Here is a 16771-nt window from a genome sequence, read left to right on the forward strand (position 1 = left end):
GAGCCTGCCTCAAGTGTTCCTCGGCACGCAGGGACGCCCTTCTGGTCCGCCTGTGGTCATGTCAGCACAGCGGCCGGTCTCATCCGACGGCTCCACCACTCTGATCTGCACGGGGACCAATTTCTAGAAGTAGACGCCTGATGTTGGAGGCATGTATCTAATGGCGTTTGGGACATTCGCCGATGTTGCGGCCGAGCTGCCACGTTTCATCGACGAGGTTTACGATGCTGCTCGCTTACACTCTGTACCGGGTTACCTGAGCCTCGTGCAGTTCGAGGAGCAACACGCCCAGCATACCGTCAAAACTACCGCTTGACCGTGCCCCCCACAGGAGCCCAATCCGGACTCAGGTCCATGCTTGAGCCTACGTAAGTCGCTGTGACAAGGGCAAACCGGCCTTCGGCTTAGGTTAGGCAATGTCAGGTTTGCCCTTACAGGAGTGCGGCTTTTCCCGACTGCGCATTGGACGTCAGCGCCATACATCGCTGGACAACCCGGAGAGCGGCGTCGGTCGAGGCTCGATATCTCACTCTCAGACCGAAGACGACCCAGCGGATGGCGGCTTTCGGACGATAAGATTAGCACATCACCTAACGTGGAACTAAACTGACCACTTTGAGTTCAGTATTTGCTTCCAGGGTATTATTGTAGCTTAAGGGGTATATCGATCATGTCACTGCAGTCCATGAGTTTGGCGACAGGCCTTGTGCTCGCTGCAATGAGCCTCACCACACCGGCTTCCGCAGCCGCCAGTGAACAGGCTGCGGGCTTAAACGGTGCTCCGACGAGCTGGGTGAGAATGACCCGCCACCGCACGAAGGTGCACCGGCGGACCATGAGGAACAAGGGTGCAGGGACAGCCTCATCGTCAGCGCCAAACGGCCGAGGGATCGGTATGGGACCGACCGGACAGCCGAGCGGGGTCAAATAGAGCACGCCGGCCAAATGCGATGAGTCAACCGCTCCGCTCTTCGTCACTCCACCCCTCATCGCCGTAGCCGTGCGCAGCGGGTCGGGCGGGGCTGATCAACAGTCCACCCGATCAAGGAAAGCTCGATTGTCGATGCGACACATGACTGACTTACCGACTGTTCTTGGCGCTGCCGGTGGTCTCGGCCTAATGATCTTTGCCGTGTCCGGTGCCGCGCAAGCGCAGTCGGTCAACAGCCGCATCGATCAACCGACACCCGCGACCTTGCCTCCGGGGACTCATCATGCCGACTCTCCGGTCTCACCGGCCAATCAGCCGACGGGACAAGTCGCGCCGCCAAGCGCCATCAGTGCGTCCACCGACGTCATGAAGGGAGCGCCCGTACAGGGCAACGATAGCAGCGGCAAGGTCAATCCGGTCCAGCATCTGCCCAAGGGTATGCAGCGCTAATCGTGTGCCCATGCCAGAGACAACGGCTCAGCGGTGGTCGTCAGCACCCGCCGGCCTTCGAATATGGAAAGCAAGATGCTGGGGTGATGCACGAACCTCGGACCCTGACTGGTGTTAGCCCGATGAGAATCGCGAGCCGCGCCCTCGATCGTATCTTGGCGCTGATCCGGCGGTCATTGAGGGAGTTCATCGGCCTTCCGCTCATCGTCGTAGCAGCGTTCCTTGGTCTCTTCACGCTGACTTATCTTCTCGACGATGCGCTCTGGGATCGGTCAGGCCCCGCCCCGCTCCCCTGGCTAGCTCATCTACTCGGTGACACCTCCGCGATCGCCAGCCTGCTGAGTACGGTTGCGTCCGGCATGATCACGGTGACGTCGATCACCTTCTCGCTCCTGCTAATCGCCGTGCAGCAGACGGCGTCGACCCTCTCGACCCAGGTCTACGATCAGTTCATCCAGCGGCGCTCGAACAAGTTCACTTTCGGCTTCTTTGTCGGGCTCAGCGTGTTCGTGCTGTTGACGCTGGGCAGCGCCAACCCCGCACACAAACCGATCGTCGGAGCCCTACTATCGCTCGGGATGGCCGGGGCTGCGCTGTCTATGGTGGTGATCCTGATCTACAGCACCATCGATCAGATGCGCCCGCACTCGGTCATCACCGCGATCCATGATCACACGATCAAGGCTCGCTCGGCGGATCGAACCAAGATCGAGGGCACGCGCCGGGTGCCGCGCGAGAGCCTACTCTGGTCGCAAACCGTCCGCGCGGACGCCTATGGCGTGATCTGTGGCGTGGATCTGGCGGCCGTAGAGCGATCCGCGTCGGAGCACGACATCGACGTCGAGATTATCGCACGGGTCGGAACCAACGTGGCCTTCCGGGATCCAATTTACCGTCTGTATGCCGCCCGCCCCCTGACGGCGGGTGCCCTGGCCACCCTCGACGAGGCGATCGGCAAAGCCGTCACGATCGAGCCTCGCCGAACCATCGACGGGGACGCCGGTTCTGGCATCGAGCAACTCTACTCGATCGCCTGGACCACCGCTTCGACCTCGAAACAAAACCCGCAGCCGGCGATACTCGTCTGCCACTGCTTGCGGGACATCATCGCGCGCTGGAGCTGCGCAGACCCGATCCTGGAACGCGCCTCGTCGCGGGTTGTCTATGCCGACCGGGCGGTGGACGATGCCATTCTCGCGATCACCGCCATCGGTGTCGTCGCGTCGGAGAGCATGCAGAACATGCTCGCCGCCGAGGTCTGGCGAACCCTGGCGATTCTGATCGACGACGTGCCAGCCGAGCGGTTGCCAGCCCTGACGGACACGGTCCGTCGGTTGCTGTCCTCCCTCGGGGATCACGTGCTCACGTCCGATCTGGAACAGGAACTGAGCCGATGTCGGCGCGCCTTACAGAGCAGAGGCGAACCGCATGTTGCTGATGAAATCCGGGAGGCGACCGGCAAGCTGGCAGGAAGCATCGGCTTGTTGAACTCGCGAGGGACGCGCGTGCCTGCTCCGGTCTGAAGTCGATGGCGAGTCGCCGAACAAAGGTCTGCTTCTCCGCATCGTGAGCAAGAGGGAACTCATCAGAAATGTACCCCGCTTAGACCTCCACGCAGGCCATCTGACGCAGTAAAATCTGGCGAACGCGGCTCGTCTGCTTCGAAGGCGCGGAAGTTGGAGAGCGGACATTCGGTGCCTGTCAGGAGAAGGGGCCAAGGTGACCCCAAGCAGAAATTCGGCCTTATCGCGCGGCGGGTCACCGCACGCAGGGTTCCGCCGATGATTGCTTTGTTGACTTGTACCGAGAGAAAAGATGCCGATCTACATGCAAGCGGGGCTGTGGGGGCTTCTCGGCGGTTCCGCGCTGCTGCTCGGTGCGGCGGTGGCCTACTTCGTGTCTCTGCCCCAGCGCCTCATCGCTGCCGTTATGGCTGCCGGCTCGGGCGTCCTCATCTCAGCTGTGGCCTTCGACCTGATGGATGAGGCTTATGCCAAAGGCGGGTTCGGCTCGACCTCGATCGGCTTTCTGGGCGGCGCGGCGGTCTACACCGCTGCCAACATCTTCATCTCGCGGCGCGGCGCCAAGCACCGGAAGCGCTCCGGCAGCAACCCGAACCAGAGCCAGCAGGACGCCTCGGAAGGCAGCGGACTGTCGATCGCGGTCGGCGCCCTGCTGGATGGCATCCCCGAGTCCGTGGTCATCGGTGTCAGCCTGCTGAGCGGGGCCGGTGTCAGCCTCGTGACGGTCGCAGCCGTGTTCTTGTCCAACGTGCCGGAAGGGCTCTCGAGCGCGGCCGGTATGCGCAAGGCTGGCCGCTCTGCCGGCTACATCTTCGGCGTGTGGGGTGTCATCGCGTTCCTGTCCGGTCTCGCGGCGCTGGTCGGCAACGTGGCTCTGGCAAGCGCCAGCCCGGATTTGATCGCAGCCACCACGGCGGTCGCAGCCGGTGCGATCCTAGCTATGCTAGCCGACACCATGATCCCTGAGGCATTCGAGTCGGCGCATGAGTATGCCGGCCTGATCACTGTCTTGGGCTTCCTCTGCGCCTTCGTGCTGTCAAAGCTCGGTGGCTGAGGCAGCTGGAAATGATAACGGCAAGCCGACGGTCGGCACGAGGCCCCATGCCGAAGGACGCCAGCCGGGAACGCCCTTGTCAAACTGGGGCACGGCTGGGCAGCCTCCGACCCATTCTGCGACTCCGAGTCTCGGTGGGCTCGGCCGGATCGTCGGCCAGTTCGTGCGTACGCGGTGTGATGCTTCTAGGAGGTCTGACGTGCGCTCCGGATTGAGGAACGGGCTGATCGGGCTCGCGGTTCTGACGGCAGCGGGTGGMGGTTGGGTCGCGGCGGGCAAGCCTGTACCGGGCTTCCTCGCCGCTCATCCCGGCCGGCAGGAGGCGGCGAAGCCGGAGGGGCAGCTCGCCGTCGCCGTGACCGAGGCGCGCACTGAGCAAGTGCCGGTGGGCTTTAACTATACCGGTACGGTGATCTCGCAGAAGGACGCCCTGCTCCAGGCCCGGGCGACAGGCGTCGTCACGGAGCGGCCCTTCGAGCCGGGCTCCCATGTTAAAAAGGGCGATGTCCTTTTCCGCATCGACAAGCGGCCCTTCGAGGTGGCGCTGGAGACCGCCAAGGCCCAGCAGGAGCAGGCAAAAGCGCAGCTGGAATTCGCCCAGGCCGAGGTCGCCCGCACCAGCGAACTCGCCAGCAAGGGATACGCGAGCGAGCAGCGCGCGCAACAGCAGGAGAGCCAGCGCGCCAGCGCCGCCGCGCGGCTGCAGGAGGCCGAGGCTGCCATCGCTCGGCAGGAACTGAACATCGCTTATTCGGTAATCACCGCTCCGTTCGATGGCCGGGCCAGCCTGTCGAACGTCAATATCGGCGATCTCGTCACCGAAAATAAGACCGAGCTCGTCTCGGTTGTGCAGACCGATCCGATCGACCTGCAGATGGCGCTCTCGGCCGAGGATTCGGAGGCGATCCGCGTGGCACTCAAGGACGCGGCCGTGACGGTCATGCTCCTGGACGAGCGCAATAATCCCGTTCGCGAGGCCACGATCTACCAGCTCGACAACCGCTTCGACCCGCGAACCGCGCGCCGCCTCGTGCGCGCCCGGGTCGAGAACGCGGACGAACGCCTCCTGCCCGGCCAGTTTATGCGCGCCCGCATCCAAGTCGGCACGCAGGAGCGCCTGCTCGTGCCCACCATCGCCCTATCCTCGCAACTCGCGCAGCGAGTGGTCTATGTGGTGGAGGACGGCGGCCGGGTGCGGCAGCGTCCGGTGGAGACCGGGCTCGACTATGGCGAGCACACCGCGATCCTGAGCGGTCTCAAGGTCGGCGAGCGAGTGGTCACCGACCATATCCAGCGCATGCACGACGGCATCACGATCAAAGCCAAGCAATCGACCGGCGATGCTGCATCTTTACCGGGCCAACAGATGAAGCGGGACGGTCGTACTGTGATCGAGTGAACGTCCTGCCGGCTGAACGAAGCGAGATCACGCTCGACCCGAACGGTGCAGGGGCTCGTTGGACACCGCGATGGAGGACCCCGTTTGATGTTTGCCCGCTTCGTGGATCGTCCGGTCCTGGCCTGCGTCATCTCGGTACTGATCGTCCTGGTTGGCGCCGTCGCGGGCCTGACGCTACCGATCGCGCAGTACCCGCAGATCGCGCCGCCGGTGATCAACGTGCAGGCGACGTATCCGGGCGCCAGCGCCCAGCAGGCCCACGACGCCATCGCGGTCCCGCTCGAGCAGGAGATCAATGGTGCTCAGAACCTGATCTACATTCAGACGACGAGCAGCGCCAACGGCAGCGTCAGCCTCGACGCGACCTTCGCGGTCGGCTCCGACCTCAACGCCGCCGCCGCAGAGGTTCTGACCCGCGCCAACCGCGCCGAGGCCCGCCTGCCCCAGGCGGTGCGGGACCAGGGCCTGGAAATCACCAAGGCGACGCGGCAGCAGCTCGGCAACATCGTGCTCTACGCAGAGAAGGGCACCGCCTACGACGAACTCTTCCTCTCGAACTGGGCCGAGACCCAGGTGATCAAGCCGCTCAGGCGAGTCGAAGGGATGGGCCGCATCATCAACTTCTCGAACAAGCGCTACGCCATGCGTGTCTGGCTCGATCCCATGAAAATGGAGGCGCTGGCGATCGGCCCCGAGGCGGTGATTAATGCGATCGGCGCGCAGAACGAGCAGATCACAACCGGGACGCTCGGCAAGCCACCGTTAGAGAAGGCGACGCCTTTCGAGCTGCAGCTCGTCACCACCGGGCGCCTGCGCCAGCCCGAGGAGTTCGCCGACATCCTGCTGCGCGCCAACCCGGACGGCTCGGTGGTGCGGGTGCGCGATGTCGGCCGCGTCGAGCTCGGCTCCGAGCAGTACGGAGTAGGCTCGACCTTTAACGGTCGACCCTCGGCGACGCTGGGCCTTTACCAGAGCCCCGAGGCCAACGCCGTCACGGTGATGGCGGGCGCCCGCAAGACCATGGACGAGCTCAGCCGGCGCTTCCCCGTCGGCCTGAAGTACGAGATTGCGCTCGACCGCACGGAGTTCGTGAAGGCGGCGATCGAGGAGGTGGTGCACACCCTAGTCGAGGCGATCGTTATCGTCGTCGTCGTCACCTATCTGTTCCTGCAGAACTGGCGCGCGACGCTGATCCCCACCATCGCGGTCCCGGTAGCGTTGATCGGCACTTTTGGGCCGATGGCCGCACTCGGTTTCTCGTTCAACACGTTGAGCCTGCTCGGCATGGTGCTGGCGGTCGGCCTCGTCGTGGACGATGCCATCATCGTGGTCGAGAACACCGAGCGATTGATGGAGGAGGGTGCCGAGCCAAAAGCTGCGGCGCGCGAGGCGGTCTCTGAGGTGGTCGGGCCCGTCATCGCCACCACGCTGGTGCTCTCGGCCCTGTTCGTGCCGGTCGCCTTCATCCCGGGCATCACCGGCCAGCTTTACAACCAATTCGCCCTGACCATCGCAATCTCCATCCTGATCTCGGCGGTGGTCTCCCTGACCCTAACCCCGGCGCTCTGCGGCCTGATTCTGAAGCCCAAGGAGGAGGGCGAGAGCCGGTCCCGCTGGCGCGCACCCCTGCGCTGGTTCAACCGAGCCTTGCGGGCGAGCGCCGGGTTTGTCGCCAGCACCATCGGCCGGCTGAGCCGCCACCTCGTGGCGGCCGGCCTCGCCTTCCTGCTGTTTGCCGGTGCCACCGCGGTTCTGTTCTGGCAGCGCCCAACCGCCTTCGTGCCGGCCGAGGACCAGGGCTACTTCTACTTCGACATGACGCTGCCCAAGGGCGCCTCAGTGACACGCACAAAACAGGCGGTGGAGCGCGTGTCGGCGGACCTGCGCGAGAACGATGCCGTGGACCACACGCTCGGCATCAGTGGGCGCTCGATCCTGGCCGATGCGGTGGCGCCGTTCTACGGCTTCGTCATCCCGGTGCTAAAGCCTTGGGCCGAGCGCACCACCTCGGTGGACGCGATGGTGACGGATCTTGAGAAGCGCTATGCTGACGATCCCGACATCGTGCCCCGTCCGGTAAACCCGCCGCCGCTGCCCGGCCTCGGCTCCCGCGGCGGCTTGACGCTGGAGATCCAAGACCGCAGCGGCGCGGGCGGCCTCAAGCTCGCCCAAACTGTCGACACCTTTCTGGCCAAGCTGAAGCAGCGGCCCGACATCGGCAGCGCCACGCCCACGACCGATTTTGGCGTGCCGCAGATCCATCTCGACATCGATCGTGCCAAGGCCGAGCAGCTCGGCGTGCCGCTGAAATCCCTGTTCGACGCGCTGGGGACATATGTCGGCTCCTCGTTCGTCAACCTCTTCAACCGCTTCGGCTTCGTCTACCAGGTCTACGTGCAGAGCGACGACCGCGGCCGGCGCACCATGGAGGACGTTGAGGCCCTGACCGTTCTGAACAGCCGCGGCGAGCCGGTGCGGGTCGGCTCGCTGGTCGAGCCCCGCTTCGTCGCCGGACCGACAGCGGTCCTGTCCTACAACACCTATCCGGCGATCGAGGTGGCGATCTCGCCCGCGGCCGGCGCCAGCTCCGGCACGCTGATCGCGCTGGTCGAGGAGGCAGCACGCGCCGACCTGCCCGACGAGTACGCAATCGAGTGGACGGACGTGGCCTACCAGCAGAAGATCGCGGGAGGCTACGCGCCGCTGATCTTCAGCCTCGGCGTGGTGATGATCTTCCTGGTGCTCGCGGGCCAGTTCGAGTCGGTGCGCCTGCCACTCGCGATCCTGCTCGCCACACCCGTGGCGGTCTTCGGCGCGATCGGCGCGCTGGCGCTGCGGGACCTGCCGCTCGACGTGTTCGGGCAGGTCGGGCTGCTGCTGCTCGTCGGGCTCGGCGCCAAGAACGCGATTCTGCTCGTCACCTTCGCAGAGGACAAGCGCCGCGCGGGCGAGGACATCGTGCGGGCGGCCATGGACGGGGCGCGGATGCGCATGCGCCCGATCCTGATGACCTCCTTTGCCTTCATCCTTGGGGTGGTGCCGCTGGCGCTCGCCTCGGGAGCGGGCGCGAACGCTCGCATCTCGATGGGCACGGTGGTGATCGGCGGCATGATCGCCGCGACCCTGATCACCCTGTTCATCACACCGCTCTTCTACATCAGCATCGAGCGCTGGGCGGCGCGCGGTCGCAAGACTGGGAACACGACGGGGGGCGCAAAGAGACGACCCGATGCTGTACCGACTCCGGCCGAGTGAAGGACTTTCCGGGGCGTCCTCAGCGCAAGCCCAGTTGCGAGCGGCCGGTGAGGCGGCCATTGCGGAACGTGAGGTTGAGATTTGCCCCATAGGAGCCGCGACCCTGCCAGGAGTAGATCGCCCGGTGGTTATGCCCAACGGCGAGGTCCGTGACCTTGCGCCCTGGGCAGCCGAGTTGCTCTACACTCTCGGCGTAACTCATACCCTTTCGGAGGGTCCTAAAGTCGGCAAGCGTCGGCCGGCAGGTCGCGGGCTCGCCGGCCTGCGCCGCGGGTGCAGCCGCGACCAGGCTCGCTAAAACAGCCGCCCCGAACAGGACTCCATGCCTGGATCTCGTCATCGTTCTTCCGGCGCCTCCCGTCTGGCAACATGTAGGTCAGCGCCTCCACGAGAGGATACCGCAACGCCTGCGCAAAGAATTTTCTCCGCACCTTTCGGTCCCTTGGTGACTGAACCGCCGCGGGTTTTCAGGCGGCCGGTTGGTTCGGTCAAGCCGCCAAGGCTTCAACCTAGGCCTGAGCATAGGAGCGTGCCCCCGTCTCGACGGGAGGAATGTGGACGATTGTTTCGAGCAGCCGACGGTGATTAACCAATCGACCCATTCGAGCGTGGTGTACGCGAAAGCCGCGAAGGACCGTCATGGCCCGCGCCGATGGTCGACCTCGGCCTTAAACAGGCCGATCGCCGTCTCAATGAGAGCGTTAATCGTAGCTGTCGCCAACAATTCCGACGAATGGTTCGATGCCTGCCACGGCCACGCGTTCGATGTAGCGGAGGCTAACCTCCTGCGACTCGCGATCCGAGTGACGGACGAGGCCGCTGCCGGCGAAGGCCCTGTACTGCGCGAAGACCGAAGGCCGAAACACCTTCCGCTTATCGCGAACGGGCCGTCCACCGCGCCTCGCTCAGCCCATCTCCAGCGGGATGTCGAGGGTACAGACCACGCCCCCAGGGTCATAGCGGGTCTGCACCTCGCCGCCGAGTTCATTGGCGAGCCCTCGCTCGATCATGCGCGAGCCAAAGCCTTTGTGGGTCGGCCGCGTCACAGCTGGACCACCCCTCTCCTCCCAGCACAGGTGCAGGCGAAGCCCGAGCTCGCCACGGTTCGCGCCGTCTCGCACGGTCCACGCGACAGTAACGGTTCCGGTCGCTTTCGAGAGCGCACCATACTTGATGGCGTTCGTGGCAAGCTCGTGCAGCATCATCGAGAGCGCGAGTGCGATGCGGGGCGAGACTCGCACCGCGTTGCCCTGCCAGCGACAGCGATGCTCATCGCCGCCGTGCGACCGCAGCGCGTCGGCCACGATCTGAGCGAGGTCCGCGCCTTGCCAGTTCTCGGCCGTCAGCACATCGTGCGCCTGAGCCAGCGCGATCAGGCGGGCCGTGATTGGACTTGCCTCGCTTTAGTGGCTCTTCATCATTTCGTGTGGGACAAGGAGCCAGGAGCACGCGTCGGCGCAGGAGGTCGAAGCCGGCCCAGCCATACATCAGCCGCTTGATCAACTTCAGTTTCGTGATCTGGCCTTGGACTGGGCGTTGCTCCACGGCATCGTCAACGCCGCCCTCACCGCGGCCGCATCAACGACGAGCCCGCTGGCGAACGTCTGCGCGGCTCGGATGTCGCTCGCCTTCGCCTCGACGATCCAGGCCTCGAAGGCCTTCAGCCGTCGGATGCCGTGTGCGGACGATCCGTTCCCCTTCGCCCCAGCCTCGCGCACGAGCGCGACGAAGCGCTGGACCAGCCCGTGAAGCGTGGCCGCGTCGGGATCCTGCAAGATGCGCGCGAGAAGCGCGCCATCGATCGGGCTCAGCCGGTCCGGCGCCGCCGTCATGATCCAGGCGAGGACCTTCGATCCCGGCAATCGCGCTCGCCGCGCCGGCAGCTCAGCCGAGCCGGGGCCCGTCACGACGGGAACGGCGTCGCGCCAGCGTCGCGGCGTGGTGATCGCGAGCTTCGTCCGTCGACTCTGCAGCCATTTGTGGATCTGCCGCGAGCCGCCCGCGTAACCGCGTTCGCGCAGTTCTCGCAAGAGTTGCAATCCGTTCTCGCATCCCTCGGCACGGCGGCGCTCGAGATAGGCGAGCCAGGAGTCGAGTTGGCTCGGTCCGATCCGCCATTCGCTGCGTTCCGGGGTCCTATCCACGGAGGCGTAGCGCCGCACCGTTGCTGGTGCCAGAGGGATGGCGCGCGCAACCGCCATGATCGACTCGCCGGCCGCGCGGCGGCGCTGCACCTTTGCATGACGCACGGCCCTCCGACGTTGCGCCTCCTGCGCGGCCACTTGGTCCGTGCGGCTGCGCGGGAAGGCGTGGTCGCGGGCGTGATCAGGAACGGGAGCCGGCGAGCCGGAGGAGACGGAAAGGGCGCGCAGGCAGGCATGAGCGCCGACCAACCAGCGCTCCGGCATCTGGCGCACGTTCAGCAACTCGGCACCATCGGCCGCCACCAGCTCGCAGCTCTCGTCGGCATTGCTCTGATCAGCCGCGACTCGGGCCTGATGCGGGGCCGGCGCGCCATCGCGGGCGGGCGAACGTTGGTGTGGGGCGTGCTGTACATGGCAGCCCTGAACGCGATCCGGCGAGGCTCTCCCTTTCGGCCCATCTACGAGCAGCTCACGGAGCGTGGCCGACCGAGGAAGGTTGCCCTCGTGGCGGCGTTGCGAAAGCTCCTGGTGATGCTGAACGCCATCGTCCGCGACCGCACGCCCTGGCGGCCACTCACCGCTTGACCCTCAACACAGCCGCTCAGTCGTCGTGAGGCTGCCGTGGACAACCTGCCCATAGCGCGTCCCTCCATGCGGCATCAGTCGTACCACCGCACAGCGGGACCAAACATCTAGCGGCTATCCTGATCACGATCAGTACGGTGCCGTACTGGTTTCAGAAAATTGTTTTAAGGCAGTAAAACTGAACCATGACAAAGCGGTTTATCTAACGTCCATACGCGATAGTGGAAATGTCATGTACAAATTACCCAAGCCCGTGCTCGCTGCAGCTCTGTTTGTGGCTCTCGGAGCGGCCCCATTCGCCAGCCCGGCCTCAGCTTTTCCTACCACTGTCGCCACGAGCCTTGCTGCACCGGGTCACCTTGTGACCACCATACAGACGGCCCCGCGAGGGCGCTGGATGATGCATCGAGGCATGCGCCATCACAGAACTCGGCGCCAGCGCCACCATCGGCGTATGTGGGGCAATTGAGCCAATCTGGAATGGCCTCGGCTGCCACTTATCGGCACTGAACCGTTCGGCTGGAATAGCCCGGCATCGGAGAGGCCGATCCTCGTTTGGAACAAGACGAATGAACACGGTCAGGAGCGGTTTAATGGCAGTCGGCGCGACTCTTGTGGTCGTGGGTGCTGCTCTACTTCTTGAGGCCACGCATCGCGAATACGCTATATTAAACTGTGTCATAGCTGAAATCACCGCAACGGGCATTATAATGGCGATTGATCGCTTGTCATGATTTCTGGGTTGGTGTTCATTGCCGATGAACAGCGGACAGGCTGCGCTTCCGGAAACGAAGGCCATTGTAACGTGGCTGCCCGCCGAACTTCGCTGAGCGCACGGGATCGTTACAAGCTCCGGCTCTTAGTGAACCACACCCGCTTCTACATGGCCGACCCAAGTCTGCGCAGCCTCGCGCGACGTGGTCTCGTCGCGTCGACCGGGCGAACGGATGAGGCCAACCGGGTGGAGTGGACGATCACCCCGACAGGCTGGCGGGCACTCTCGGCAACTGAAAGGCTCCTGGCCACAAGGATTGATCTCGGCGCTCGGCTTCGGGAGCGGAGTCAGTAGGCGCTACATTGGAAAACTAGACGTTCACCCGTCGGTTAGCCGAGTACCAATGTGCGGAAATGCTCATGGCACAAACCCTCACCTCAACAATGATTACTGCCATCCTGCTGCCATGCACCGCATTCGCGCAGGCTGCCCCGCCGCGATCGATGCCGTCACAGCCAGCCAATGAGCGGTCGAGCGGTACGCCCGCCAACCTATGCCACGAGCTTGTAGCCTTCGTTCACCAGCCGGACACAGCGACCGGGTCCGAGGCGAAGCCTCCACAGCTCGCCACGGCGGTATCGGCTAGGAAGCCGGGCGACCTTTCCGCCAAGCCGAGTGCCGCAGGGGGCGCAGCGCAACAGACCTCCGGCCAGAGCGGCCAAATCACCTCGTCAGGTCCAGGAGCAGCCGGCCCGCAGGGGGAAGCGCAGAACAAGGGAACTCCCTCCGGACCGACAGCAACAGCTTTAGGCCCGCCTAAAAACTCCTCACCTTTAGACTCTACGGCTCCCTCTGCGCTGGAGGCGCACAAACCGTCGCCGGAGGACGTTCAGCAGGTCGAGGCTGCGGCCGCCGGCAACGACCTACTGGGCTGCAGGGGCGCGGCTCAGAAGATGCGGCGGGCCGGCGTCGTCATGCCGGGTCCGTTGTTGGCCCTTTCAGCCCTCGACCCAAAGTTGCTGGAGGCGTCCCGGCACTGATGGCTTCGCTGAGTGGACATCTTCGTGTCTCCGGTCTGTCGTCGACCTTAGCGGCTAGCTCTGGATCGGACTGATTGAGGGAATCAGCTTGGACCGGAAGAGCCGTGGATGACGCCCCGGGGCTCGACGGACTGCGGCTGTCGTCGTGGCGCTACCGTGCTGAACCTGGCCCATAGCGCGTCCTTACACTCGCGTGAGAAAACTGCACCATCAAACCCTGGGATCAAACAGGAGCAACTGGGGCTTGTGAGGCGGAAAGGTTGCACGGAGGTGCAGGGCTTCCTGTTCAGCCGACCGCTTGCTGCTGCCGACGCGCTGGCTTTCGCGCTGCGCGGTTCGGCGCAGAAGGCGGCTTGATCGACAACGAAGCGCTCGGCACGACGGCAAAGTCGAGTCGCGGGCTCACCAGTTCGTTCGGAGGTTCAAGCGGGCTCGGTTCCGCAAGGACACACCCTCGTCGGCGATCGTGACGGCTAAATGGACGGGACTATGCATCGCTATCAGACTTCCAGGACGGACGACCCGCCGGGTCGAGAGCCCTCATCGATGGTGAACATTCACCAGAATCACGCGCAGATTTATAGACAATGCACTATCGGCTTCTGTCCTCCCTCTCGGCCGACGTCCGTCCAACTGCGCCGCGACAAGATTCATTCATTGAGGACCGTCTCTCGATGAGAGCGACTGTGCGCCATCTCTGAATAGGACACACGGCGTCTCCGGCTGACCAAGTCGATTGCAGATTATCTGCGCAAGAGGTTATCGAATCGCCCCGTGATAATTGCTGGCCCACATCTCGCGCCTCGGATTTACGGGAAGAAGTCTCGATCGTCGATCCCGTGAGCCTACTTGATCATCAGGCGCTTTCGGCGCTCCCGGATCACGACCTTGCGCAGCACGCGCGAGAGTTGCTCCACCGAGTAGGGCTTGCTGAGCAACTCGAAGCCGTGGGTCCCGTGCTGTGCCAGCACGTGGCTGTAACCCGAGGTCAGCACCACCGGCAGATCGCCGTGCTTGTCCCGTACCTGTTGCGCGAACTCGATCCCACTCATGCCCGGCATGATCACGTCCGTGAACACCACGTCGAAGCTGCGATGGTCTGCGGCGAGTTCGGCCAGCGCCTCGTTCGCGTTCGCAGCCCAGACGGTCACGTAGCCGAGTTCGGACAACGTCTGGGTGGCGAACGCCCCGACTTCGATGTTGTCCTCCACGAGCAGTACGCGCGTGCCATGGCCGTCCGCCAGCGGCTCCGGCTCGCCGCGATCGATCGTCCGGACTTCCCCCTCCACGCGGGGAAGGTAGAGCGTGAACGTGCTGCCGCGCTCGACCGCGCTGCTCACCATGATCTCGCCGCCGGACTGCTTGGAGAACCCATAGACCTGTGACAGGCCGAGACCCGTGCCCTGGCCAACGACCTTGGTGGTAAAGAATGGCTCGAAGATTGTCTCCAGACGCTCAGGCGGGATGCCCGCGCCTGTATCGGTGAGCGACACTGCCACGAACGGACCGCTCGCGGCCGGATGCTCACGGATCGCGGGCATGCCCTCGACCGCCCGCACGCGCACGGTAAGCTGGCCTTCGCCATTCATGGCGTCGCGGGCGTTGATCGCCATGTTGACCAGGGCCGTGTCGAACTGGCTCGGGTCGGCGTTGATGAAGCACGGCGCGTCCGGAAGCTCGGTGATGACCGAGATGCGCGAGCCCATCAGCGTGCCCACCATATCGCTGATCGTCCGCACGCTCTCACCGGCATCGAATACCTCCGGCCGCAGCGCCTGACGCCGGGCGAAGGCGAGGAGTTGGCCGGTGAGCTTGGCGGCGCGATCCACCGTGTCAGAGATCGCCGCGACGTAGCGAGCACGGCGCTCCGCATCGAGGTTGGGCCGCTTCAGCAGATCACAGGAGGAGCGGATCACCGTGAGCAGGTTGTTGAAGTCGTGGGCGACGCCTCCGGTGAGTTGCCCTACGGCTTCGAGCTTCTGCGCCTGCCGCAGCGCCTCCTCGGTTTCCGCTTGCTTGGCAAGCGCCGTTGCGACCCGTCCCTCTAGGTTCACGTTGGCAGCTTCCAGAGCAGCGTTCGCTTCCGCCAGCGAATTGCGCGCTCTCAGGCGCTCGACCGCGTCCCAGGTGATGTCGCTCACCTCGCGGACGAGGCTGACCTCGTCAGTCAGCCAACGCCGGGGCTCGGCCGTATCGACAAAGAGGACGCTTCGCCACACCCCGTAGCGGGCGATCAACGTGCAGATGCCTGCGCCCGAACCGATCTCACCGAGCGGCGTGTCGGAAACCAGCGGATCGGCACGGCTGTCCGCCCAGGCCAAGACCTGCGCCGACGTGATCGCCTTGAGGATGGAGGCGCCGACGCGACGAATGTCGAACGTACCTGAGAGCGTGGGCAATCGGCCGCCGCACCAGCCCTGGGTGAACACCAGTGTCTTCCGCCCGGACAGATCGAAGAACCCGGCCCGATCGACGCCCAGGAATTGCCCCAAGGCCATCGCTGCGGTTCGCAGGACCTCTTCGATGTCCGTCGCCTGCCGCTGCTGTGCGATGAGATCGTACAGGAAGGCTTGCCGGGCCTGGGTACGTCGCAGCATGGTCTCGGCTCGTGCGCGCTCGATCGCCTCCCATGTGCGCACGAGGACGCCTTCGAGGAGTTCGGCATCCTCCTCGGTCCAGTCTCGCACCGTCGCGTGATTGACGAACAGGCTCGCCACCCAGTCGCCGTCGCGGACAAGTGGCACGGCGAGGAGCGCGCGGGTCCCTCTCGCGGCGAAACGATCCTGGTCAAGATCGTCGTCCTGCTCGACATCGGCGATCGAGGCGGTCTGCCCGGCGCGGAAGCGGGCGATGGAGGCGCCACCCAAGAGGCTGTGGATCGGCGCCCGGCCGCTGAGTGGCTCCAGGACGCCGTCACTCCAGCCGACTGGATAGAACATGGTCCCGTCAGCCTCCTCGACATCGCAGAAGCCGACACGGTTCACCACCATCTGGCGGCCGACCATTTCCGTGGCCGCGCGCATCAAGTCGTAGGGGTCAGAGATCCTGCGCAAGCGATCAGACAGGGCGAGCAGGAAGCTCTGCCGATCCGAAGACGGCAAGGGCTGATTAGCCACCATGAAGCTAGGCTCGGTTCTGAAGCGTGCGCAGGGCAGCACTCGATCTCTCGCCGCAGGATCCGGAGCTTCTGGACCTCGCCCTGCTGCCGAAGCCGGTGTGCAATATGGGGCTCAGCGACAGGCTGAGGGCTCTTCGCTCAATCATGGGGCGGAGGTAGCATCGCGCGCGACGAGGTACAGTTTAGACTCACACACGGCGGAGCGGCGAAACACCGCATGAATACGATCATACAGGCCGCCTCTGATCGGCAGCAAAACCACGATACGCAGCCGTAATAATTGGTGAATTTGAGATATACTTTTCTGATAATTCTTAGGCTAAGATACTGAAGCCGACCATCACACCTACTAAAGCTGTAGTTGAAATTGCGAAGCCTACGGTTGCCAGAACCAGTGAGGACTTCGTGAAACTCGCGCGGAAAGCTTCAGGATCACTCGGCTGCATCGGCTCTTTCCCATCGTGGATGTCGGCGGAAAACGGCCAGAGCGTCGAGCCGTTCCCGACAATCTCGATTTCCGCGGCCCGCGGCAGCCGGTCGAATTTGGCGCCAAGCTG

Annotated in this window: 8 protein-coding genes and 3 pseudogenes; 6 read left to right on the forward strand and 5 right to left on the reverse strand. The window is 64.4% G+C overall.

Annotated features, from left to right (window positions below; all coding sequences use genetic code 11):
* The first annotated feature begins 1072 nt into the window (after positions 1 to 1072).
* The 5 genes from AC1DXK_RS00965 (at position 1073) to AC1DXK_RS00985 (ending at position 8612) form a co-directional block, all read left to right on the forward strand.
* On the forward strand, positions 1073 to 1381 hold the full coding sequence (locus AC1DXK_RS00965; protein WP_477296460.1) for a hypothetical protein: 309 nt from the start codon (positions 1073 to 1075) through the stop codon (positions 1379 to 1381).
* Positions 1382 to 1503: 122 nt separating this feature from the next.
* A complete protein-coding gene (locus AC1DXK_RS00970; protein ID WP_477296462.1) occupies positions 1504 to 2904 on the forward strand; it encodes a DUF2254 family protein in 1401 nt (466 codons plus the stop codon).
* Positions 2905 to 3196: 292 nt separating this feature from the next.
* Complete coding sequence (locus tag AC1DXK_RS00975) at positions 3197 to 3958, forward strand: ZIP family metal transporter (RefSeq protein ID WP_477296464.1); 762 nt, start codon at positions 3197 to 3199, stop codon at positions 3956 to 3958.
* A 199-nt stretch (positions 3959 to 4157) separates the two neighbouring features.
* Positions 4158 to 5357 carry an efflux RND transporter periplasmic adaptor subunit gene (locus tag AC1DXK_RS00980; RefSeq protein ID WP_477296574.1) on the forward strand — a complete coding sequence of 400 codons (1200 nt, stop codon included), beginning with the start codon at positions 4158 to 4160 and terminating at the stop codon, positions 5355 to 5357.
* An 87-nt stretch (positions 5358 to 5444) separates the two neighbouring features.
* Positions 5445 to 8612: an efflux RND transporter permease subunit gene (locus AC1DXK_RS00985; protein WP_477296466.1), complete on the forward strand. Its 3168-nt coding sequence runs from the start codon at positions 5445 to 5447 to the stop codon at positions 8610 to 8612.
* A 19-nt stretch (positions 8613 to 8631) separates the two neighbouring features.
* On the opposite strand, the gene AC1DXK_RS00990 is transcribed toward AC1DXK_RS00985, so the two are convergent.
* The 4 genes and pseudogenes from AC1DXK_RS00990 to AC1DXK_RS01005 all read right to left on the reverse strand — a co-directional run.
* Positions 8632 to 8952: a hypothetical protein gene (locus AC1DXK_RS00990; protein WP_477296467.1), complete on the reverse strand. Its 321-nt coding sequence runs from the start codon at positions 8950 to 8952 to the stop codon at positions 8632 to 8634.
* Between the two features lie 169 nt (positions 8953 to 9121).
* Positions 9122 to 9436, reverse strand: a pseudogene (locus AC1DXK_RS00995) (IS3 family transposase); the annotation flags it as partial.
* Between the two features lie 81 nt (positions 9437 to 9517).
* Positions 9518 to 10000, reverse strand: coding sequence for a sensor histidine kinase (locus AC1DXK_RS01000; protein WP_477296576.1), 483 nt, complete (start codon positions 9998 to 10000; stop codon positions 9518 to 9520).
* Positions 10001 to 10046: 46 nt separating this feature from the next.
* Positions 10047 to 11101, reverse strand: a pseudogene (locus AC1DXK_RS01005) (transposase); the annotation flags it as partial.
* Between AC1DXK_RS01005 and AC1DXK_RS01010 the strand changes: the two are divergent.
* A pseudogene (locus AC1DXK_RS01010) lies at positions 11030 to 11341 on the forward strand (transposase); the annotation flags it as partial. The pseudogenes AC1DXK_RS01005 and AC1DXK_RS01010 sit on opposite strands and share 72 nt — an antisense overlap.
* Positions 11342 to 13941: 2600 nt before the next feature.
* On the opposite strand, the gene AC1DXK_RS01015 reads toward AC1DXK_RS01010, so the two are convergent.
* Positions 13942 to 16254 carry an ATP-binding protein gene (locus AC1DXK_RS01015; protein ID WP_477296469.1) on the reverse strand — a complete coding sequence of 771 codons (2313 nt, stop codon included), beginning with the start codon at positions 16252 to 16254 and terminating at the stop codon, positions 13942 to 13944.
* Positions 16255 to 16771: the final 517 nt, after the last annotated feature.

This window comes from Methylobacterium sp. P3_A11, from assembly GCF_056403155.1.